Below are 21,681 nucleotides of genomic sequence, written 5' to 3'. Positions count from 1 at the left end.
GTTTCCCCTTGCTTCCGAACTGGCAGTCGCGCCGCTGTGACCCTATCCGGCGCGGGACCCGGAGAACAGAGCATAGTTTTCCGAGAAGCGGATTTACGATACCGCGAAGCGGATATTCGTATCCGCAGGTCGGCGTGTTGTCACCGCACGCGCCGCCGCGCGCTTCGGTACACCTGTACGCATGACGCCGCCGCAGAGCAGTACGCCCACCGACGCCGCCCGGCCGCCCGGCCTCGCCGACCGGATCCACGGCGGCTGGCTCGGCCGGATCGCCGGGAACATGCTGGGGAAGCCCGTCGAGCACGGCGACCTGTGGACCCGCGAGCGCATCGACCAGTACCTGCGCCGGACGGGCGCGCTGCCGCTCACCGACTACCTCCCCCCGCCGCCGACCGCCGAGGACGCCGAACAGCTGCGGCCGGAGTGGCGGAGCTGCGTACGCGGCCGGGTCGATGGCAGCTGCCGCGACGACGACATCGACTACTCCGTGCTGGTACTGGACCTGCTGGAGACCCACGGCACGGACTTCAGCACCGAACAGCTCGGCACCCTATGGCTGAGCCGACTGCCGTACCTGCAGACCTTCACCGCCGAGCGGGCCGCGTACCGCAACCTCGCCACCGGCATCCGGCCCCCGCTCGCCGCCACCACCGACAATCCGTACCAGGAGTGGATCGGCGCGCTGATCAGGGCGGACGTGTACGGCTGGGTGTCGCCGGGACAGCCGCGCAGGGCGGCCTCGCTGGCCCGCCGGGACGCGGTCCTCTCGCACACCGGCAACGGCGTGTACGGCGCGATGTGGGCGGCCGCGCTGATCGCGGCGGCCTTCGAGGCGAGCGGGCCGCGCGAGGCCGTGGAGGCGGCGCTGGCCCGTATCCCCGCGGGCAGCAGGCTGGCGCGTACGGTCCGGCACACCGTGGCGCTGTACGAATCGGGCGTCGCCTGGGCGGACACGCTCGCCGAGATCGAGCGCGAGGTCGGCCATCTGCACTGGATCCACGTGGTCCCGAACGCCGCCGTCCTCACCGCCGGACTCCTCTACGGCGAGGGCGACTTCACCTCCACGATCGCGCTGACCGTACGCGGTGGACTGGATACAGACTCCAACGGCGCGACGGCCGGGTCGGTGGCGGGCGTGCTGTGCGGCGCGGCGGCGATCCCGCCCCAGTGGACGGAGCCGCTCCACGACCGCCTGCGCACCGCCGTCTTCGGCTTCGACGGCATACGGATCAGCGAACTGGCGGCGCGGACGTACCGGTTCGCCGCCGGGAGTGGGGCGCCGGAGTGACCCGGCCGGACCTCAACTCGCCGGTTCCGTCTGGTGGTACGTCTGGTGGGCGGTCCGGCCGTCCGACGTGGTGCTGACGTGCTCCAGCACGTCCTCCAGCAGATCCACGTCGCCGATGCGCACCAGCGATCCGGTGTTCGGGCCGGTGACGACGTGGGGTGCGGCGCCGCCCGTCACGGCGAACGCCGCCACCAGGCCGAACACTGCATACACCGGGCGTCTCATCGTGGTGCTCCGTCCGTCGGTACGGGTAGGACCCATGGTGCCAACAGCGCCTGCCGCGAAGAGGTTACGCTCGCGGGGTGACCTTGGATTACGCCGCTTACATCGCAAGCCTGCCCCGGGTGCTCGCGGGCGCCGGCACCGTCTTCCGCGACGCCGCCGGGCGCGTCCTGATCGTCGAGCCCAACTACAAGGACACCTGGATGCTGCCCGGCGGGACGGTGGAGTCCGACCAGGGCGAGTCGCCGCGGCAGGCGGCCCGCCGGGAGACCGCCGAGGAGATCGGGCTGGACATCGAGCCGGGCCGGCTACTGGCCGTGGACTGGGTGCGCGGCCCGGGGCGGCCGCCGCTGGTGTCGTACCTCTTCGACGGCGGCGTACTGGACGAGGAACGGCTCGCCGCGATCACCCTCCAAGAAGAAGAGCTGCTCTCCTGGCGCCTGGTGGACCCGGCGGAGCTGGGCGGCTATGTGGACGGGCCGCTGGGGCTGCGGCTGGGCGCCGCGCTGGACGCGCTGGCGGACGGCCGCGGACCGGCCGAGCTGGAGGACGGCGTACCGCCGGGTCGCCCGGCGTAGGACGCGTCTTCCGGATCAGCCCGGATCGGCCCGCGGCCGTCGTCACGCGGCCGTCGCCACCTCCCTCTCGAAGTCGAGCAGCCGGCGCTTGCGGTCCAGGCCGCCGCCGTAGCCGGTCAGGCCGCCGCCCGCGCCGACGACGCGGTGGCACGGCACGATGATCCCGACCGGGTTCTTGCCGTTGGCCAGCCCCACCGCGCGGGCGGCCGACGGCTTGCCGAGCCGGCCGGCCAGCTCCCCGTACGAGAGCGTCTCGCCGTACGGGATGTCGCACAGCGCCGCCCACACGCGCTGCTGGAACGGCGTGCCGTCGAGGCGGAGCGGCAGGTCGAAGGCGGTCAACTCGCCGGCGAAGTACGCCCGCAGCTGCCGGATCGCGGTGCCGAAGGGCTCGGCCGCCGGCTCCTCCGGGTGCCCGAAGGTCTCCTGCGGCGGCCGGTGCCGCTGGTCGGTCATGTACAGGCCGGTGAGTGCGCCGTCGCGGGCGACGAGCGTGAGCGGCCCGACCGGCGTCCCGGTCATGACGGTGTACGTGCGAACGGACATGAGTGATCCCCCAGTTGTCATGGGTCTCAGTGGGTGGGGAGGTGGTTGATCGGGTGGTCGTCGGTGGCCCAGAGGTACTGGACCGCGTACGCGCGCCAGGGGCGCCAGGCGGCGGCCCGGGCGAGCAGCGCGGCCGGGGTGCCGGGCAGCCCCAGGCCCTGCGCCGCGCGGCGCATGCCGAGGTCGGTGGCGGTGAACGCGTCGGGGTCGCCGAGCGCCCGCATCGCGATGCACTCGACCGTCCAGGGCCCGAAGCCGGGCAGCGCGGCGAGGCGCGCGCGGGCCTCCTCGCGGTCGCTGCCGGGGCCGAGCTGCAGATCGCCGTCGGCCAGCGCGGCGACCAGGCCGGTGAGGGTGGCGCGCCGGGTGCGCGGCATCGCGAGGGTCTCCGGATCCAGCTCGGCCAGCGCGGCCACGCTCGGGAAAAGGTGGGTGAGGCCGCCTTCGGGGTCCTCGATCGGCTCCCCGTACGCGGCGGCCAGCCGACCCGCGTGCGTACGCGCCGCCGCCGTCGACACCTGCTGCCCGATCACCGCCCGTACGGCGAACTCGTCCGCGTCCACGGTGCGCGGCACCCGCCGCCCCGGCGCCTTGGCGATCAGCGGCGCCAGTACCGGGTCGTCCGCCAGCAACGCGTCGACCGCCTCGGGGTCGGCGTCCAGGTCGAGCATCCGGCGGCAGCGGGCGATGGCCCCGGCCAGGTCGCGCAGATCGGTCAGGGAGAGCCGGCAGTCGATGTGTTCGGGGCGCGGGGTGAGCGCCACGATGCCGTGTCCGTACGGGAGGCGCAGGGTGCGGCGGTACGCGCCGTCCCGCCACTCCTCCACGCCGGGGACGGCGGTGGCCGCGAGATGCCCGAAGAGGTTGTCCGGGCAGAGCGGCTTACGGAAGGGGAGGCGGAGGGCGAGGGTGGTGAGCGCCGGTGCGTCGCCGGTGCCGCCGGTGCCGCCGTCAACGGGCCGTGCTGCCGGCCGGGCGCGCTGCCGCAGCTCGCTCGGTGACAGTGCGAAGACCTCCCGCACGGTGTCGTTGAAGGTCCGGATGGAGGCGAATCCGGCGGCGAATGCGATCTCCGCCATCGGCAGCGCGCTGGTCTCGATGAGCAGCCGCGCGGTCTGGGCGCGCTGGGCCCGGGCGAGGGCGAGCGGCCCGGCGCCCAGCTCGGCCAGCAGCTGGCGTTCGACCTGCCGCGGGCTGTACCCGAGGCGCGCGGCCAGCCCCGGTACCCCGTCCCGGTCCACCACCCCGTCGCCGATCAGCCGCATCGCCCGCGCGACCGCGTCGGCCCGCTCGTTCCACTGCGGGGAGCCGGGGCTGGCGTCGGGCCGGCACCGCTTGCAGGCCCGGAAACCGGCCTGCTGCGCGGCGGCGGCGCTGGGGTAGAAGCGCATGTTCGCGGGCTTGGGAGGGACCACCGGGCAGCTGGGCCGGCAGTAGATCTTCGTCGTGGTGACGGCGGTGAAGAACCACCCGTCGAAACGGGCGTCCTTGGACTGCACGGCGCGTACGCACCGCTCGGTGTCGGTGTGCATGCCTCAAGGATTTCGCAGGCGACGCCCGGTGGCTGGCGAAAATCCGACATGGACGTACGAGGGCCGGGCCCGCTCCGGGTTCGGCCGTGCGCAGTACGTCGAGGGAGACCCGGGCGACCCCGCTGCCGCATGATGGAAAGGTGTCATAACGGGACAGGACGGCTGAACATGGCAGCGGACAGCACAGTGGACAGGCCGGGAGCCCGGAAGGCCGGCTCCGGCGAGTGGTCGGCGTCGCTCGACATCGCGTCGGCCGCTGCCCTGCTCCTGGACGCCCGGGGACGGGTGGAGAGCTGGTCGGAGACGGCCCGGCGGCTGCTGGGCCGGGCCGCCGCCGAGGCCGTCGGGCGGCCCGCCGCCGAGCTGCTCGCCCCGGACGACGCGGCGCGGCTGCCCGCGCTCGCCGCGGAGTGCCGGGCGCACGGCAGCTGGTCGGGGCTGCTGTCGGCGCGCCGCGCGGACGGCGGCCGGGTCGGTGTCCAAGTACAGGCGTCCCCGGTGACCGACCGTACGGGGCAGGAGCACTGGCTGGTCCTCGCGGCCGAGGCGCCGCCCCTGCACGGCTGGGAGATGAGCCGGGGCGTGCTGGAGCGGATGGTGGACCAGTCGCCCATCGGCATGGCCATCGTGGACACCGATCTGCGGTTCGTGTGGTCCAACACGGCGCTGGAGCAGTACGGCGGCGGGCCCGCGGCCGAGCGCATCGGGCGGCGGCTGGGCGACGTCCAGCCGGGCCTGGACACCGAGGCGCTGGAGGCGCAGATGCGGCGGGTGCTGCACAGCGGCGTACCGATCACCGGTTATGAGCATGTCGGACGGATACTGGCCGACCCGCAGCACGAACGCGCCCAGTCGATGTCTTTTGTGCGTCTGGACGACCACGAAGGCCGCGCGATCGGCGTCTGCTACACCGTCATCGACGTCACCGAGCGCTACCGCTCCCGGCACCAGCTCGCCCTGCTGGACCGGGCGAGCGAGTACATCGGCCGCACCCTCGACGTCATGCAGACCGCCCAGGACCTCGCGGACATCGCGGTCCCCGAGCTCGCCGACTTCGTCACCGTCGACCTGCTGGACTCGGTGGTCAGGGGCGAGGAGCCGCAGCCGGGCCCGGTCGCGGACGCGGACACCGTGCCGCTGCGCCGCGGCGGCCAGCGGTCGCTGCGCGAAGGCGTACCGGAGGCGGTGGTACGGATCGGCGACCTGGCCACGTACCACGCGTGGTCGCCGCCCATCCGCTGCCTGGCCGGCGGGCAGTCGTGGCGGGCCGCACGCCTGGACCCGCTCGCGCCGGAATGGGCGGCCGACATTCCCGGTGGGCGGCACGAGCACTTCATGGAGCTGGGGCTGCACACGGCACTGGTGGTACCGGTCCGGGCGCGCGGCACCACGATGGGCGTGGCCACCTTCTTCCGTACGCAGCACGACGAGCCGTTCAGCGCGGACGATCTGCGCCTGGCGGAGGAATTCGTCGCCAGGGCCGCGGTCTGCATGGACAACGCCCGCCGCTACACCCGCGAGCGCGAGGCGGCCCTCACCCTGCAGCGCAGCCTGCTGCCGCACAGCGTCCCCGAGCAGAACGCCGTCGACGTGGCCTCCGCGTACCGCCCGGCCAACGAGCTGGGCGACGTCGGCGGCAACTGGTTCGACGTACTCCCGCTGTCCGGGGCGCGGGTGGCGCTGGTGGTGGGCGATGTGCCGGGCCACGGCATCGATGCCGCCGCCACGATGGGCAGGCTGCGTACGGCAGTACAGACCCTGGCGGCACTCGACCTGCGGCCCGAGGAACTGCTGGCCCACCTCGACGACCTGGTGGGCCGGGTGACGCGGGAGGCGACGAACGGCGGGCCGGACGCGAAGGCCCCGGCGCTGGGCAGCAGTTGTCTGTATGCGGTGTACGACCCGATCGCGCTGACCTGCACCATGGCCGGTGCGGGCCATCCCGCGCCCGCCCTGGTCGCGCCCGATGGCACGGTCACCCTCGCGGAGCTGCCGGCGGGTCCGGCCCTCGGTGTCGGCGGCCTGCCGTTCGAGTCCGTGGAGCACCGGGTCACCGAGGGCACCGGGCTGGCGCTGTACACCGCCGGACTGACGTCCGGTGCCGCGCCGGGGCCCGGCGGGGGTACCGGTACCGAGCGGCTGCTGTCCGCCCTCGCGGCACCCGAGCGGTCGGCCGAGCGGTCGCCCGAGCAGTCGCTCGACGCACTGTGCACGCAGGTCATCGAGGAGCTCGTACCGGCGCGGCCGCAGGACGACGTCACGCTGCTGCTGGCCAGGACGCGCGCGCTGGACCCCGCCCGGCACGCCTCGTGGGACCTGCCCACCGACCCGGCGACCGTCGCCGAGGCGCGGGCCACCACCACCCGGCAGCTGGCGCGCTGGGGCCTGGACGAGCTCGCCTTCACCACGGAGCTGCTGGTCAGCGAGCTGGTCACCAACGCGATCCGGTACGGGGACGGACCCATCCGGCTGCGGCTGATCCTGGACCGGGTGCTGACCTGCGAAGTCTCCGACGGCAGCAGCACCTCGCCGTATCTGAGGCACCCGAACACGACGGATGAAGGCGGTCGCGGGCTCTTCCTGATCTCCCAGTTCACCGAGCGCTGGGGCACCCGCTACACCACCGAAGGCAAGGTCATCTGGACGGAACAGACCCTCACCGAGGGTGAGGACGGGCTTACGCCCTGACAGCAACAGCGACCGGCACAAGCAGTGTCTTCTTTTACAGCATGTCTTTGCAACATTCTATTGACAGGACATTTGGACAACGACCATCTTACTGCCCACGGAAGTCGACCCACGGCAGGAGACGGCCATGAACGTGACGGACGGTGCCTCGGCACGCCCCGCACCACCGCCCGCCCTCGGCGGCGACGCACCACGGCCCGTACGCCGTCGGCTGCGCGTCATCACCCTCATCGCGACCTTCGGCGGACTGCTCTTCGGATACGACACGGGCGTCATCAACGGCGCCCTGCCGTACATGAAGGACGACCTCGGGCTCACCCCCTTCACGGAGGGCCTGGTCACCAGCTCGCTGCTGCTCGGCGCCGCACTCGGCGCCGTGGCCGGCGGCAAGCTGTCCGACGCACGGGGACGCCGTCGCAACATCCTCGTCCTCGCCGTGCTGTTCTTCGTCGGCGCCCTGGGCGCGACGCTCGCGCCGAACACCGAGGTCATGATCCTGGCCCGCTTCGTGCTCGGCCTCGCGGTCGGCGGCGCGTCCGTGACCGTGCCCGTCTACCTGGCGGAGATCTCGCCCGCCGAGCGGCGCGGCGGCCTGGTCACCCGTAACGAACTCATGATCGTCAGCGGCCAGCTGCTCGCCTTCACCTCCAACGCGGTCATCGCCCGCCTGGGCGGCGAATCCGGCGGCGTCTGGCGCTGGATGCTCGTCCTCGCGACCATCCCCGCCGTCGTCCTGTGGTTCGGCATGCTGGTCATGCCGGAGAGCCCGCGCTGGCTGGCCGCGCAGGGCCGATTCAACGACGCCTTCGAGGTGCTGAAGCAGGTCAGGTCCCAGCAGCGGGCCGAGGCCGAGCTGAGCGAGGTCTCGGCGCTCGCCGTCAAGGACGAGCAGGAGAAGATCGGCGGCTGGAAGGACCTGCGGGCAACGCCCTGGATCCGCCGACTGATGTGGGTGGGCTTCGGCATCGCCGTCGTCCAGCAGATCACCGGCGTCAACACGATCATGTACTACGGCACCCAGATCCTCACCGACGCCGGGTTCGCCGCGGACAGCGCGCTCACCGCGAACATCGCCAACGGCGTGATCTCGGTGCTCGCCACCTTCGTCGGCATCTGGCTGCTGGGCCGCACGAACCGCCGCCCGATGCTGATGGCCGGTCAGCTCGGCACGACCAGCGCGCTCCTGCTGATCGGCATCTTCTCCATGACGCTGCCCGCGGGCGACGGCCGCGCGTACGCCGTCCTCGCCATGACCGTCACCTTCCTCGCCTTCCAGCAGGGCGCGATCTCCCCGGTCACCTGGCTGATGCTCTCCGAGCTCTTCCCGATGCGGATGCGCGCCTTCGGCATGGGTGTCGCGGCCGTGGTCCTGTGGCTGACCAACTTCGCGATCGGCCTGGTCTTCCCCTCCATGGTCGCCGGCCTCGGAGTCTCCGGCACGTTCTTCCTCTTCGTCGCCCTCGGCGTCCTCGCCCTCGCCTTCGTCAAGCGCTACGTGCCCGAGACGAAGGGTCGCACCCTGGAGGCCCTGGAGCGGGAGCTGCAGGAGCGGTACTCGTAGTCGGTCCAGCCGGGCGGCGTTCGTAGTCAGTCCAGTTGGGCGGTTAGTCAGCCCAGTCGGGCGGCGAAGGCCTCGTACGCCCGCTCGTCGAAGAGGACGAACCGCACCTCGTCCACGGTGGTGTCCGTGTTCAGGACCGCCTCGACGGCGATCCGCGCCGCGTCCTCCAGCGGCCAGCGGTACACGCCCGTCGAGATGGCCGGAAAGGCGACCGTACGGGCCCCCAGATTGGCCGCTACGGCAAGCGACTCCCGGTAGCAGGAGGCGAGCAGGGCGGAACGGTCCTCCTCGCGGGAGTACACCGGCCCCACCGTGTGCACGACCCAGCGGGCCGGCAACTCGCCCGCCGTGGTGGCCACCGCCTGACCGGTGGGCAGCCCCCGCCCATACCGGGACGCCCGCAACGCCCGGCACTCCTCCAGAATCCGCGGCCCACCCCGCCGGTGGATCGCCCCGTCCACTCCCCCGCCGCCCAGCAGCGAGGAGTTGGCGGCGTTGACGACGACGTCCACGTCCTGCTCGGTGATGTCACCGAGGACGAGCGTCAGCCGCGGGGCACCGGTGCTCACCGTGTCTCCCTGATGCGCCGCCAGGCCGCCTTGGCGGCGTTGTGGCCGCACATGCCGTGGACGCCGCCGCCCGGTGGGGTGGCCGAGGAGCAGAGGAAGACGGCGGGGTGGGAGGTGGTGTACGGGATGCGGCGGGGCTTGGGGCGGAGCAGGGTCTGCAGGCCGGAGAAGGCGCCGACACCGATGTCGCCGCCGACGTAGTTGGCGTTGCGCGCGGCCAGTTCGGGCGGGCCCGCGGTCGCTCGGGCGAGGACGAGGTCGCGGAAGCCGGGCGCGAAGCGCTCCAGCTGGCGCTCGATGGCGTCGGTGAGGTCGCCCGTCCAGCCGTTGGGGGCGTGGCCGTACGCCCAGAACGTGTGCTTGCCCTCGGGGGCGCGGCTGGGGTCGATCAGGCTGGGCTGGGAGGTGATGAGGAACGGGCGCTCGGGGGCGCGGCCCTCATGGGCGTCGCGCAGCGCGCGGCCGATGTCGCCCTCGGTGGGGCCGACATGGACCGTACCGGCGCGGCGGGCCGCCTCGCTCGTCCACGGGACGGGGCCGGACAGCGCGTAGTCGATCTTGAAGGCGGAGGGGCCGTAGCGGTACGAGCTGAAGGCGTTGCCGAGCCCCGCGATACGGGCCAGCGCCGTCGGCGAGGTGTCGAAGATGTACGCGCGGGCGGGCGGCAGGTCGTCCAGGCGCTTGACTTCGTAGTCCGTGTGGATCACGCCGCCCTGGTCACGGAGGTACCCGGCGAGCGCGTCCGGGATGGCCTGCGAGCCGCCGCGGGCGATGGGCCAGCCGTACGCGTGCGCCGCGAGCATGAAGGTCAGGGCGATGGCGCCGGTGGCGATGCCGGTGAGCGGGTGGATGACGTGCGCCGCGCAGCCGGCGAAGACGGCGCGCGCCTTCTCGTCGTGGAAGCGGCGGTTCAGCACGGCCACCGGCGGGATGCCGGCCAGGCCGAAGCGGGCGAGGGTCACCGGGTCGCGCGGGAAGCCCTCGAAGACGCCGCGCATCATGTCGCGCGCGAGCGTGTCCCACTTGCCGCGGAAAGGCTCGACCAGGCGGCGGTACGGTCCGGCGTCACGGACGCCGAAGGACCGCGCGGTCTCGCCCACGGAGCGGGACAGCACGGCGGCGCTGCCGTCCGGGAAGGGGTGCGCCATGGGGAGCTCGGGGTGCAGCCACTCCAGGCCGTAACGCTCCAGGGGGAGGTCGCGGAAGGCGGGCGAGCCGATCCCGGTGGGGTGCACGGCCGAGCAGGGGTCGTGCCGGAAGCCGGGGAGCGTCAGCTCCTCCGTACGCGCGCCGCCGCCGATCGTGTCGCGGGCTTCGAAGACCTCGACGGACATGCCCCGGCGGGCCAGTTCGACCGCTGCCGTCAGGCCGTTCGGTCCGGCTCCGATCACCACGGCATCGAGCATCGTCGGCACCTGCGCCACTCCCCTCGTATCGATCCTCCGCGTCCTCCGCGTCGAGGATCAGTCGGCGGCTGAGCCCGTGTCACCTGCAACTGAGCCGGTGTCACCTGCCAGCACGTCGAGGATACGCCGGGCGGTGGCCGCGTCCCGCGCCGCGGTGAACGGCAGAGTGTTGCCCCCGGATATCCGGAACGGGGCGCCGGAGAGGGTCATGCTCACACCGCCCGCCTCCCGGACGAGCAGCAGGCCCGCCGCGTGATCCCACGCGTTCTCCCACGTGAACGCCGTGGCCTCCAGCGTGCCGCGGGCGACGGCCAAGTACTCCAGGCCCGCCGAGCCGCAGGGGCGGGGCGCGATGCCCTCGCAGACCAGGCCGGACAGCGCGCGCTTCTCGGCGACGGTGGTGAAGTCGTGGTGCGACATGGCGACTTCGAGGGTCTTGCCCTCGTGCGGCGAGCCGGCGCGGAGCCGGCGGCCGTTCAGCCGGGCGCCGCCGCCGCGCACCGCGACGGCCATCTCCTCCAGCGCCGGGGCGTACGTCCAGGAGGCCAGCAGCTCGCCGCGGTGGGCGAGCGCGACCAGGGTCGCGAAACCGGGGTCGCCGTGCACGAACTGCCGCGTGCCGTCGACCGGGTCCACGATCCACACGGGCGCGTCGCCCTTCAGCGCGTCCAGCACCGCGGGGTCGGCGTGCACCGCTTCCTCGCCGACCACGGCCGAGCCGGGCAGCAGGGCCGTGAGGGAGGCCGTGAGGTGCTCCTCGGCGCGCTGGTCGGCGATGGTGACCAGGTCGTGCGGGCCGTTCTTCTCCACCACCTCGTGGGCGGCGAGCTGCCGGAAGCGTGGCAGGACCTCGGCCGCCGCGGCCTCACGGACGGCCTTCTCGACGGCGTCCAGGTCGACGGCCGCGAGCACGGCCTCCGCGGTCGCAGCCGGGCCCGTCATGTCCGCGGTGTCCGCCCTGTCCGTCCTGTCGTCGTTGTTTGCAGGAATCGCAGGAATTGCTTCGATCATGTCTCCATGGAAGCACGGACCACTGACACGGCACCTGGCGTCCAGATGAACCCCAGGTGCACGCGGTCGGCCGTGAACGGTAAGTGTGACGGTCCGTGATCAGTCGTGCCGGGGCGGGTCAGCGCCCCACGGCGTATCCCTGCATTCCCCGCGGGTTCGCGGCGCCGGACAGTACGCCGGTCTCCGGGTCACGCGCGACCGCGCACAGCCGGCCCTCGGACCAGGCGTCACCCACGGTCACGTCATGGCCGCGCTCCCGCAGCCCCTCGATGACCTCCTCGCCGACACGGGACTCCACCGTCACGCTCCCCGGACGCATCGCGCGCGGGAAGAAGGAGCCGGGGAAGGAGTCGGTGTGCCAGTTCGGGGCGTCGATCGCGCCCTGGAGGTCGAGGCCGCCGCGTACGGGCTCGCGCAGCGTCGCTGCCAGGAAGAAGTGCAGCTGCCACTGGTCCTGCTGGTCACCGCCCGGCGTGCCGAAGGCCATCACCGGCACCCCGTCGCGCAGCGCCAGGGAGGGGGTGAGGGTCGTGCGCGGGCGGCGGCCCGGGGTGAGGGAGTTGGGCAGCCCCTCCTCCAGCCAGGCCATCTGCAGCCGCGTACCGAGCGGGAAGCCGAGGCCCGGGATCACCGGGTTGGACTGGAGCCAGCCCCCGGAGGGCGTGGCCGAGACCAGGTTGCCCCAGCGGTCGACGATGTCGATGTGACAGGTGTCGCCACGGGTGGCTCCGCTGCGGTCGACCTCCGGGGCGACGGCGGCCTTGCCCGCGCCCCCCGTACCGGTCGCGACGGTCGGCTCGCCCGCGCCGCTTCCGGACACACCGAGCGCATCGAAGCCCTGCTCTCCGGAGGCCACGGCGACGGCGTGCTTACTGAGGCGCGGGGCGCGGCCCCCGGGGCGGCCGGGGCGCAGCTCGTACGAAGCGGTGCCGTCGATCAGCGCCCTGCGCTCCGCGTTGTAGCTGGCCGAGAGCAGGGTCCCCACCGGTACGTCGGCCGCGCCCGCGCCGTCCGCGTCGCCGTACCACGCCTCGCGGTCGGCCATCGCGAGCTTGGTGCCCTCGACGAGGGTGTGGACGTACTCGGCGCTCCCGTAGGCGGGCAGCTCTTCGGGGAGCAGCGCGAGCTGCTGGAGGAGGGCCGGGCCCTGCGACCAGGCGCCCGCCTTGGCGACGGTCCAGCCGTTCCAGTCGTACGTGACCGGCTCCTCGTACGTGGCCCGGAAGGCGGCGAGGTCGTCGCCCGTGAGCGTGCCGGCGTGCCGCTCTCCGGAGGTGTCCATGGCGGGGCGCGCGGCGAAGGCGGCCATCGCCTCGCCGATGAAGCCCTCGCGCCAGATGCGGCGGGCCGCGTCGATCTGCGCCTCGCGGCCGGGGCCCGCCGCCTCGGCCTCGCGGACCAGCCGCTCCCAGGTGGCGGCGAGCGGCTCGTTCCGGAGGAGGCCGCCGGGGGCCACGGAGCGGCCGCCGGGCAGGTAGATCTCGGCCGAGCTCGGCCACTCGCCCTCGAAGAGCTCGCGGACGGTCTCCACGGTTTCGCCGACGCGTTCGACGGCCGGGTGGCCGTTGCGTGCGTACCCGATGGCGTACGAGAGGACCTCGGCGAGCGTCTTCGTACCGTGGTCCCGGAGCAGCACCATCCAGGCGTCGAACGCGCCCGGTACGGCGGCGGCGAGCGGGCCCGTACCGGGGACGAGGTCCAGGCCGAGCGAGGTGTAGTGCGCGACGGTGGCGCCGGCCGGGGCCGGGCCCTGGCCGCACAGCACCTGAACGGGGCCGCCGGCCGGGGCAAGGATGATCGGGACCTCGCCGGCCGGGCCGTTCAGGTGCGGCTCGACGACGTGCAGGACGAAGCCGGCGGTGACCGCGGCGTCGTAGGCGTTGCCGCCGCGCTCCAGGACCGCCATGGCGGACTGGGAGGCCAGCCAGTGGGTGGAGGAGGCCATCCCGAAGGTTCCCTGGAGGGTGGGGCGGGTCGTAAACAAGGTTGCTCCTGTTCGTGGCTCGGTGCGGGTGCGGTGTGGCGCGCCGGGATCGCCCTGCGGGCTCGTCCTCAAACGCCGGACGGGCTTGATTTGGCCGGGCCTGGCGTCGCCAAGTGGCAGGAAACCCTGCGGCCCCCCGGTAGCCCCCGTAGCTCCGGTACTTCCGTACGGCAGCGGTCCACCGCCACCGGGCAGCGCGTATGGAAGTGGCAGCCCGGGGGTGGGGACAGCGGGCTCGGGAGGTCGCCGTGCAGGACGATGCGTTCGCGGGTGCGCTGGAGGGTGGGGTCCGGCACCGGGGCCGCCGACAGCAGGGCCTGCGTATACGGGTGCAGCGGGTCGGCGAAGAGTTGAGACGTCGGGGCCTCCTCGACGATCCGGCCCAGGTACATCACGGCAATGCGGTCGGCCAGGAATTCCACGGCCGCCAGGTCATGCGTGATGAACAGGCAGCCGAAGCCGCGGTTCCGCTGCAGGTCGGCGAGGAGGTTGAGGACGGACGCCTGTACGGAGACGTCCAGGGCGGAGGTCGGCTCGTCGGCGATCAGCAGGTCCGGGGCGACGGAGAGCGCGCGGGCGAGGGAGATGCGCTGGCGCTGGCCGCCGGAGAGCTCGTGCGGGTGCCGGTCCGCGTGTTCGGGGCGCAGCCCCACCTGGCCGAGCAGCTCCTCGACGCGGCCCCGGAGGCCGGACCTCGGTACCAGGCGGTGCAGCCGCAGCGGCTCGGCGACGATCTGCCCGATCGTCATGCGCGGGTCCAGCGAGGAGGACGGGTCCTGGAAGACCAGGTGCATGTCGGTACGGAGCGGGCGCAGGGCGCGGCGCGAGAGGTGGGTGATGTCAGTGCCCTTGAGGGCGACGCGGCCGCCGGTCGGCTCGTCGAGGCGGACCACGCAGCGCCCGACCGTGGACTTGCCGCTGCCCGACTCCCCCACCAGGCCGAGTACTTCGCCGCGCTCGATAGTCAGGCTGACGCCGTCGACGGCGCGTACGGTGCCGCCGGAGGCGGTGAAGTGCCGCTCCAGGTCGCGCACTTCGAGTACGGGGGCGGTGTCGTTCCCGGCTCCACGTGGGGCCGGGACCTGCTGTGCGGCGCTCATCGGGCGGCCTCCTCGTGCCCGGCGGAGGGCGTGGCTGCGGGCGCGGTGACGGGGTGCCAGCACGCCACCCGGTGGCCGGACTCCGGTGTCAGCGGCGGCCGAGCCGCCCTGCACCGTTCGTCGGCGTGCGTGCAGCGGTCGGCGAAGGTGCAGGCGTCCGGCTGGGCGGTCAGGCTCGGTACCAGCCCGGGGATCTCCGGCAGCTGGCGCTTCCCTTCCTGGCCCGGCCGCAGCACGGCGCCCAGTAGGCCGCGCGTGTACGGGTGCCGGGGCGCGGCGAACAGCTCGTCCACCGGGGCCTGTTCAACGGCCCGGCCCGCGTACATCACCAGCACCCGGTCCGCCGCGTCGGCGACCACGCCCAGGTCGTGGGTGATGAGGACGAGGGCGGTACCGAGGCGTTCGCGCAGCGACTGGAGTACTTCGAGGATGCCGGCCTGGACGGTGACGTCCAGCGCGGTGGTCGGCTCGTCGGCGATGAGGACGGCCGGGTTGCAGGCCACCGCGATGGCGATCATGACGCGCTGCCGCATACCGCCGCTGAGCTGGTGCGGGTACTCCGCCACGCGGCGCTCCGGCGCGGGGATGCCGACCAGGCCGAGCAGTTCGACAGCCTTCTCCTTCGCCTCCTTACGGGTCAGGCCCTGGTGGCGGCGGAGTACCTCGCCGATCTGGCGGCCGACGGTGAGGACCGGGTTCAGCGAGGTCATCGGCTCCTGGAAGATCATCGCGAGGTCCTTGCCGCGGACCTTCGCCAGCTCCTTCTCGTCCGCCCCGGCCAGCTCCCGGCCGCCGAGCCGGACGGACCCGGTGACGGTCGCGGTCGGCGGCAGCAGGCCCATGACGGCCATGGAGGTGACGGATTTGCCGCAGCCGGACTCGCCGACGATGGCGAGGACCTCACCGGGCGCCACGTCGTACGAGAGGGAGTCGACGGCGTGCACGGTACGGCTGTCGGAGCGGAAGGAGACGGACAGGTCGCGGACGCTCAGTACGGGCGTGCGGGGCGCGTCGGGCGTGCCGGGCGCCTCGGATGCCTGGTGCGGGGTGCTCATCGGGTGCCTCCGCGGGGGTCGAGGACGTCGCGCAGTCCGTCGCCGAGCAGGTTGAAGGCCAGCGTCGCGGCGACGATGGCGAGGCCGGGGAAGACCGCCATCCAGGGCGCGGGGCCGAGGAAGGGCTGGGCGCCGGCGAGCATCACGCCGAGCGAGGGGGCCGGGGGCTGGACGCCGAGGCCGAGGAAGCTGAGCAGCGCCTCGCCGATGATCGCGGCGGGGATGCCGACGGTGGCCTGGACGATCAGTGCGGAGGTGGCGTTCGGGAGGATGTGCCGCGCGAGTACGGTGCCGTCGCCACCGCCGTTGACGATCGCGGCGCCCACGTAGTCCAGGTGTTTCAGGCGCAGCGTCTCGGCGCGCGCGATGCGGATGACGGCCGGTACCTGAGAGATCCCGATGGCGAGCGTGGCGTTGAGCAGCGACGGGCCGAGGACGGCCGCCAGGCCCACCGCGAGGACGAGGAAGGGGAAGGCGAGCAGGGTGTCGGTGAGCCGGGAGACCGCGGAGTCGGCGTACTTGCCGTAGTACCCGGCGGCCAGGCCCAGCGGTACGCCGATGAGGAAGGCCAGTACTACGGCGAGCAGGCCCACCTGCATGGACGCGCGGGCGCCGTAGATCACCCGGGAGAGCTGGTCGCGGCCGAGGTCGTCGGTGCCGAGCCAGTGCGCCCAGGAGGGCGGCGCCAGTGCGGCGTCGAAGTCCGGCCCTGCGGGGTCGTACGGCGCGAGCAGCGGGGCGCAGAGCGCGGCCAGTACGAAGACGGCGGCGATCACTGCGCCGGTGAGGGCGAGCCGGTTCCTGCGCAGGGCGCGCAGCCGGGTGCGCAGGGTGCCGGGGCGCGGTGCGGCGGCGGCCGGGGCGAGCGGCGCGGCGGGCACGGCCGGGGTGTCCGCGGTGGCCGGGGTGTCCGGGGTGGCGGTCATCGGGCGGCGCCTCCGAGCCGGATGCGCGGGTCGATGACCGAATACAGCACATCGACCGCGAGGTTGACGAGGATGTAGGCGGCGGAGGTGCACAGCACCACGCCCTGGAGCATCGTGTAGTCGCGGGTGAAGACCGCGTCGATGGTGAGCTTGCCGAAGCCGGGCAGAACGAAGATCTGCTCGGTGACCACGGCGCCGGAGATGAGATGGCCGAGCTGGAGGCCGAGCACGGTCACGACCGTCACCAGGCTGTTGCGCAGCGCGTGCCCGCCGATGACCTGACGGCGCGACAGCCCCTTGGCCCGGGCGGTACGCACGTAATCCGCGGAGAGGTTGTCGAGCATCGCGCCGCGGGTCTGCCGCATCACGACGGCCGCGAGCCCGGAGCCGAGGACGACGGCCGGCAATACCATCCGCCGTAGATTGTCGACCGGATCCGTGCCGAAGGGTACGTATCCGGAGGCCGCGAAGACCGGTACGGCGATCGCGAAGGCGAGCACGAGGACGATGCCGAGCCAGAAGGTGGGGACGGAGAGCCCCAGCAGGGCGATGGCGTTGGCCAGCCACTCCGTCGCCTTCCCGCGCCGCACGGCCGCCAATACGCCCGTCCCGATACCGAGGACGACCGCCAACAGGAGGGACAGCGCGGCCAGTTCGAGCGTGACAGGGAGGGCGCTCAGGATCGAGTCCAGTACGGGCAGGCCGGTGCGGGCCGAGGTGCCGAGGTCGCCGGTGAGGGCGTGGCCGACGAACCGCCCGTACTGGATCACGATGTTGTCGTTCAGCCCGTACGCCTCGCGGATCGCTGCCAGCGCCTCGGGGCTGCGCTCCTCCCCGGCCAGCGCGAGGGCCGGGTCGCCGGGCAGCGCACGGATCCCGGCGAAGACGACGACGCTGACGAGGAAGAGCGTGATGACCGATTGCCGGAGCCGGGTGAGAAGGTATCTGCTCATCGGGCGTACCCCGCATCCTTGACGCGCACCAGGCCGTCGCCGTAGACCCGCACGCCCGCCACGTCCTTCCGTGCCACGACGTAGTTCTTCTGCCGGTAGAGGTAGATCAGCGCGTACTGGTCGCGTATACGGTCGGCGAGTTGCGTGTATACGCGGGCGCGGCCCGCCCGGTCGGCGGTGGTGCGGCCCTCGGCGATCAGCCGGTCGATCGCCGGGTCGGAGATGCCGTACGTGTTCATGGCCCCGGCCGTGCCGACGAAGGAGGCGATATTGCCGTCCGGGTCGAGCCGCCCGGACCAGCCGCTGACGTACGCGTCGAACTGCCCGGCGTCGGTCTCCTCCAGGAGCGTCGCGTACTCCATGGGCCGCAGCCGTACATCGAAGCCGGCCTCGCGCGCCATCGCCTGGATCACCTGGCCGAGGCGACTGTCCTCGGGCGAGGTGGAGACCTTCAGCTCGATCGGCACGGGCAGCGTGACGCCCGCCTCCTTGAGCAGCTTCTTCGCGCGCGGCAGGTCGCGCTCCGGGCAGTCGGCGGCCCCCGGCGCGATGGCCGACTCCGGCGAGACGGGGCCGCAGGCCGGCTCGTACATGCCCTGGAAGACCACCTTGTTGATCAGCCTGCGGTCCAGCGCGAGCGCGAAGGCTTCACGGACGCGCGGCTCGCGGGCGAGCACCGTGCGCAGCTTCCCGGGCTTCTCCCCCGTCCCGTGCACATTGCCGATGTTGAAGCCGAGGCCCTGGTAGCCGAGCGAGGGCGAGTTGAAGAGCTGGAGCTGCGGCTCGGTGAGCGAGCTCCGCACCTCCACGGGGCCCATCTGGTCGCCGACCTGGACGTCGCCGGAGCGCAGGTTCGCCAGCCGGACGCTGCCGTCGGTGATGGTCTTGTAGACGACGCGGTCCAGGTGGACCTTGTCCGCGTCGTAGTACCGGGGGTCCTTGGCGAGCACGATCCGGTCGCCCGCGACGCGTTCGACGTACTTGAACGGGCCCACGCAGGAAGGGTGGTTGGTGAAATTCTTGCCGTACTTCGCGAGCGCGCGCGGGGACATGACCATCCCGGCGCGGTCGGCGAGGACGCCGGTGAGCGGGACGTATGGCGTCTTCAGTCGGATGCGGACGGTATACGGTCCGCTGGCCTCGGCCTTGACCAGTGGGCCGAGTTCGGTGGCGCGGGCCGAGCCGGGGAGGGTGCGGTGGCGCTCCAGGGAGCGGGCGACGGCGGCCGCGTCGAGGTGGGTGCCGTCGCTGAACGTCACGCCGCGGCGGACCGGGACGGTCACGGTCCGGCCGTCGTCGGAGGTCTTCGGCAGGGCCGTCGCCAGCTGCGGCACGACCTTGCCCGCGCGGTCGGTGTCGTACAGCTTCTCGCACATGCCGGCGAAGACGGTGCGGCCGACGAGGGTCTGCGCGAGGGTCGGATCGAGCTTGTCGGGGTCGGACTTGAGGGCGACGGTGAGCGTGCCACCGTCCCGTACGGGGCGCGAATCGGTCATCCGGACCCCGCCCACTTCGGTGGCGGCGGAGCTGAGCGATCCGCACCCCGCGGCGCTGATCATCAGCCCAACTGCCAGGGGAACAGCAGCTCTTCGGCGCACGTGGCCCTACCTCCCGAACGATCAGCAAGTACGCATCCGCATCGCGAACGATCACCAGGAACGAATGCAGCAGACCGTATTTCGCATACAGACGACCGGCAAGAGGCCGTCCCGGATCTTGGGGAAGTTTCTGGTTCTCGGCTCCGGCTGCCCGTGACCAACATGCGGGTTGTCTTGGCCTGACGATCCCCTCCATAGTGGCCGGAAGCCAGGCAGACAGGTCAGCAAGCGGTTCGACTCGTGTACTGCGAAAGGCGGTTGAGCATGGCGGTACCGCAGAAGCCCAGCATGTCGGCGGCACCAACCGACGACGAACTCGCCCGCACCTCGACTGCGGACCACGCGTGATACCGGCGCCCTCGCCCGAGAGCGAGAACACGACACCTCTCGTTTCGCCGGTCAACTCACACAACGAATGGGATCCGCTGGAGGAGATCATCGTCGGCCGCCTCGACGGCGCGACGATCCCCTCCCACCACCCGGTGGTGACATGCAACGTCCCACCCTGGGCGGCGCGGCTGCAAAGGCTTGCCGCCGGCTTCAAGTACCCGCGCATACTGATCGAGTCGGCACAGCACGAACTCGATCAATTCGTCGCCCTCCTGCAGTCCCTCGGCGTGACGGTCAGGCGCCCGGACGCGGTCGACCACAGAAGGCGCTTCAGCACCCCCGACTGGTCGTCGCGCGGCTTTTGCAACACCTGTCCGCGTGACAGCATGCTCGTGATCGGCGACGAGATCATCGAGACCCCGATGGCGTGGCCGTGCCGCTATTACGAAACCCACTCCTATCGCGGGGTCCTCAAGGATTACTTCCAGCGCGGCGCGCGCTGGACGGCGGCGCCGAAGCCGCAGCTCACCGACGAACTCTTCGAGGCGGATTTCCGTGTCCCCGGGTCCGGTGATCCCATGCGCTACATCCTCACCGAGTTCGAGCCGGTGTTTGATGCCGCGGATTTTGTACGCGCGGGACGCGACCTGTTCGTCACGCGAAGCAACGTCACCAACCGCATGGGCGTCGACTGGTTGCGCCGTCATCTCGGACCTGGCTATCGCATCCACGAGATCGAGAGCCGCTGCCGCACGCCCATGCACATCGATACAACATTCATCCCCTTGTCGCCGGGCAAGGCGCTGGTCAATCCCGAGTACATCGACATCGACCGGCTGCCCGACATCCTGAGTTCATGGGACATCCTGGTCGCCCCCGAACCCAATCCGCTCGACGAGCGCTTGCTGAAGATCACCTCGCTGTGCGGCAAGTGGCTCAGCATGAACGTCCTCATGATCGACGAGAAACGGGTGATCGCGGAGCGGCATCACACCGACATGCTGCGCGCCCTCGAAAAATGGGGCTTCGAGCCCATCCCCTGCGACCTGCTGCACTACGCCCCATTCGGCGGCTCATTCCACTGCGCAACCCTCGATATCCGCCGCCGCGGCACGCTGGAATCGTATTTCCCCTGACCGACGACCCACGCCACCTCCCCACTCCTCCGCATCGCCCCCTTTGCCGGGAATGACGGCCTCGGCGATACGGTTGACCGGGCGGTCGGCCGGTCGGACGGCCGCGGAGACGTGGAGGGTGAGCGCCGTGCAGAGCAGGCATCACGGTGAGTACAAGGTGCCCGGCGGCAAGCTGGTCGTCGTCGATCTGGAGGTCGCGGACGGCGTGCTGCGCCACGTCCGGGTCGCCGGCGACTTCTTCCTAGAGCCGGACGACGCGCTGCCCGCGATCAACGCGGCCCTGGAGGGCGCGCCCGCCGACACCGGCACCCGGGGCCTGGCCGACCGCATCGAGGCCGCGCTGCCGGAAGGCGTCGCCATGATCGGCTTCACTGCGGAGTCGGTCGGCGTCGCGGTCCGCCGGGCCGTCGCCCAGGCCACCGACTGGACCGACTACGACTGGCAGATCATCCACGAGCCGCCGCAGGAGCCCGCGCTGCACATGGCGCTGGACGAGGTACTGACCACCGAGGTCGCCGAGGGCCGGCGCCCGCCGACGCTCCGCGTCTGGGAGTGGGACCGCCCCGCCGTGATCATCGGCAGCTTCCAGTCGCTGCGCAACGAGGTGGACCCCGCGGGCGCGGAAAAGCACGGCATCACGGTCGTCCGCCGGATCAGCGGCGGCGGCGCGATGTTCGTCGAGCCCGGCAACACCATCACGTACTCCCTCTGCGTCCCCGAGTCCCTGGTCCACGGCCTGACCTTCGCGGAGAGCTACGCGTACCTCGACGACTGGGTGCTCGGGGCGCTCGGCGACATGGGGATCAACGCCTGGTACAAGCCGCTCAACGACATCGCGACGAACGCCGGCAAGATCGCCGGCGCGGCCCAGAAGCGCATCGTGGCGGGCTCCGGCGCCGTCCTGCACCACGTGACCATGTCGTACGACATCGACGCGGACAAGATGGTCGAGGTGCTCCGTATCGGCAAGGAGAAGCTCTCCGACAAGGGCACCACCAGCGCCAAGAAGCGCGTCGACCCCCTCCGCCGCCAGACCGGCCTCCCCCGCTCCGAGGTGATCACCCGCATGATCACCTCCTTCCGCACCCGCTACGGCGGCACGGACGGCACGGTCACGGCGGAGGAGTTCACCCGGGCCCGCGCACTGGCGACCACCAAGTTCAGCTCCCCGGAGTGGACGACCCGGGTGCCGTAGGAC

General features: G+C 72.2%; 18 protein-coding genes. 6 read left to right on the top strand and 12 right to left on the bottom strand.

What is annotated here, in order from left to right; translation table 11 throughout:
• Positions 1–181: 181 nt before the first annotated feature.
• Positions 182–1,288 (top strand): ADP-ribosylglycohydrolase family protein, encoded by a 1,107-nt coding sequence (locus tag AB0I82_RS28725; protein WP_363260281.1) that lies wholly within the window; start codon positions 182–184, stop codon positions 1,286–1,288.
• 12 nt (positions 1,289–1,300) lie between these two features.
• On the opposite strand, the gene AB0I82_RS28720 is transcribed toward AB0I82_RS28725, so the two are convergent.
• Positions 1,301–1,513: a hypothetical protein gene (locus AB0I82_RS28720; protein WP_363260280.1), complete on the bottom strand. Its 213-nt coding sequence runs from the start codon at positions 1,511–1,513 to the stop codon at positions 1,301–1,303.
• Between the two features lie 77 nt (positions 1,514–1,590).
• On the opposite strand from AB0I82_RS28720, the gene AB0I82_RS28715 reads away from it, so the two are divergent.
• Positions 1,591–2,088 (top strand): NUDIX hydrolase, encoded by a 498-nt coding sequence (locus tag AB0I82_RS28715; protein WP_363260279.1) that lies wholly within the window; start codon positions 1,591–1,593, stop codon positions 2,086–2,088.
• Between the two features lie 42 nt (positions 2,089–2,130).
• On the opposite strand, the gene AB0I82_RS28710 is transcribed toward AB0I82_RS28715, so the two are convergent.
• Together AB0I82_RS28710 and AB0I82_RS28705 are read right to left on the bottom strand one after the other, a co-directional pair.
• Positions 2,131–2,634, bottom strand: a complete 504-nt coding sequence (locus AB0I82_RS28710; RefSeq protein WP_363260278.1) for a methylated-DNA--[protein]-cysteine S-methyltransferase — start codon at positions 2,632–2,634, stop codon at positions 2,131–2,133.
• 26 nt (positions 2,635–2,660) lie between these two features.
• On the bottom strand, positions 2,661–4,166 hold the full coding sequence (locus tag AB0I82_RS28705; RefSeq protein ID WP_363260277.1) for an AlkA N-terminal domain-containing protein: 1,506 nt from the start codon (positions 4,164–4,166) through the stop codon (positions 2,661–2,663).
• A gap of 168 nt (positions 4,167–4,334) precedes the next feature.
• Between AB0I82_RS28705 and AB0I82_RS28700 the strand changes: the two genes are divergently transcribed.
• Together AB0I82_RS28700 and AB0I82_RS28695 are read left to right on the top strand one after the other, a co-directional pair.
• Entirely contained in the window at positions 4,335–6,854 is a 2,520-nt protein-coding gene (locus AB0I82_RS28700; RefSeq protein WP_363260276.1) for a SpoIIE family protein phosphatase, read from the top strand.
• Positions 6,855–6,981: 127 nt separating this feature from the next.
• A complete protein-coding gene (locus tag AB0I82_RS28695; protein WP_363260275.1) occupies positions 6,982–8,415 on the top strand; it encodes a sugar porter family MFS transporter in 1,434 nt (477 codons plus the stop codon).
• Positions 8,416–8,462: 47 nt separating this feature from the next.
• Here AB0I82_RS28695 and AB0I82_RS28690 read toward each other — a convergent pair whose 3' ends face one another.
• From AB0I82_RS28690 to AB0I82_RS28650, 9 genes are all read right to left on the bottom strand, one after another.
• A complete protein-coding gene (locus tag AB0I82_RS28690; RefSeq protein ID WP_363260274.1) occupies positions 8,463–8,984 on the bottom strand; it encodes an O-acetyl-ADP-ribose deacetylase in 522 nt (173 codons plus the stop codon).
• Entirely contained in the window at positions 8,981–10,390 is a 1,410-nt protein-coding gene (locus AB0I82_RS28685) for an NAD(P)/FAD-dependent oxidoreductase (protein WP_363260379.1), read from the bottom strand. The genes AB0I82_RS28690 and AB0I82_RS28685 overlap by 4 nt, the downstream gene beginning before the upstream one ends.
• A gap of 57 nt (positions 10,391–10,447) precedes the next feature.
• Entirely contained in the window at positions 10,448–11,332 is an 885-nt protein-coding gene (locus tag AB0I82_RS28680; RefSeq protein ID WP_363260273.1) for an inositol monophosphatase family protein, read from the bottom strand.
• A 187-nt stretch (positions 11,333–11,519) separates the two neighbouring features.
• Complete coding sequence (locus AB0I82_RS28675) at positions 11,520–13,385, bottom strand: gamma-glutamyltransferase (protein ID WP_363260272.1); 1,866 nt, start codon at positions 13,383–13,385, stop codon at positions 11,520–11,522.
• A 68-nt stretch (positions 13,386–13,453) separates the two neighbouring features.
• Positions 13,454–14,485 carry an oligopeptide/dipeptide ABC transporter ATP-binding protein gene (locus AB0I82_RS28670; protein ID WP_363260271.1) on the bottom strand — a complete coding sequence of 344 codons (1,032 nt, stop codon included), beginning with the start codon at positions 14,483–14,485 and terminating at the stop codon, positions 13,454–13,456.
• A complete protein-coding gene (locus AB0I82_RS28665; RefSeq protein WP_363260270.1) occupies positions 14,482–15,540 on the bottom strand; it encodes an ABC transporter ATP-binding protein in 1,059 nt (352 codons plus the stop codon). The genes AB0I82_RS28670 and AB0I82_RS28665 overlap by 4 nt, the downstream gene beginning before the upstream one ends.
• Positions 15,537–16,466 (bottom strand): ABC transporter permease, encoded by a 930-nt coding sequence (locus AB0I82_RS28660; RefSeq protein WP_363260268.1) that lies wholly within the window; start codon positions 16,464–16,466, stop codon positions 15,537–15,539. The genes AB0I82_RS28665 and AB0I82_RS28660 overlap by 4 nt, the downstream gene beginning before the upstream one ends.
• On the bottom strand, positions 16,463–17,419 hold the full coding sequence (locus tag AB0I82_RS28655; RefSeq protein WP_363260267.1) for an ABC transporter permease: 957 nt from the start codon (positions 17,417–17,419) through the stop codon (positions 16,463–16,465). Before AB0I82_RS28655 ends, AB0I82_RS28660 begins: the two co-directional genes overlap by 4 nt.
• Positions 17,416–18,915, bottom strand: coding sequence for an ABC transporter substrate-binding protein (locus tag AB0I82_RS28650; RefSeq protein WP_363260266.1), 1,500 nt, complete (start codon positions 18,913–18,915; stop codon positions 17,416–17,418). Before AB0I82_RS28650 ends, AB0I82_RS28655 begins: the two co-directional genes overlap by 4 nt.
• A gap of 446 nt (positions 18,916–19,361) precedes the next feature.
• Between AB0I82_RS28650 and AB0I82_RS28645 the strand changes: the two genes are divergently transcribed.
• Positions 19,362–20,483: an amidinotransferase gene (locus tag AB0I82_RS28645; protein ID WP_363260378.1), complete on the top strand. Its 1,122-nt coding sequence runs from the start codon at positions 19,362–19,364 to the stop codon at positions 20,481–20,483.
• Between the two features lie 127 nt (positions 20,484–20,610).
• Positions 20,611–21,678: a biotin/lipoate A/B protein ligase family protein gene (locus tag AB0I82_RS28640; RefSeq protein WP_363260264.1), complete on the top strand. Its 1,068-nt coding sequence runs from the start codon at positions 20,611–20,613 to the stop codon at positions 21,676–21,678.
• The last annotated feature ends 3 nt before the right edge of the window (positions 21,679–21,681 follow it).

It is taken from the genome of Streptomyces sp. NPDC050315 (genome assembly GCF_040655775.1).
Taxonomy (GTDB): Bacteria; Actinomycetota; Actinomycetes; order Streptomycetales; family Streptomycetaceae; genus Streptomyces.
This window is presented reverse-complemented; position numbering and strand designations above follow the sequence as displayed.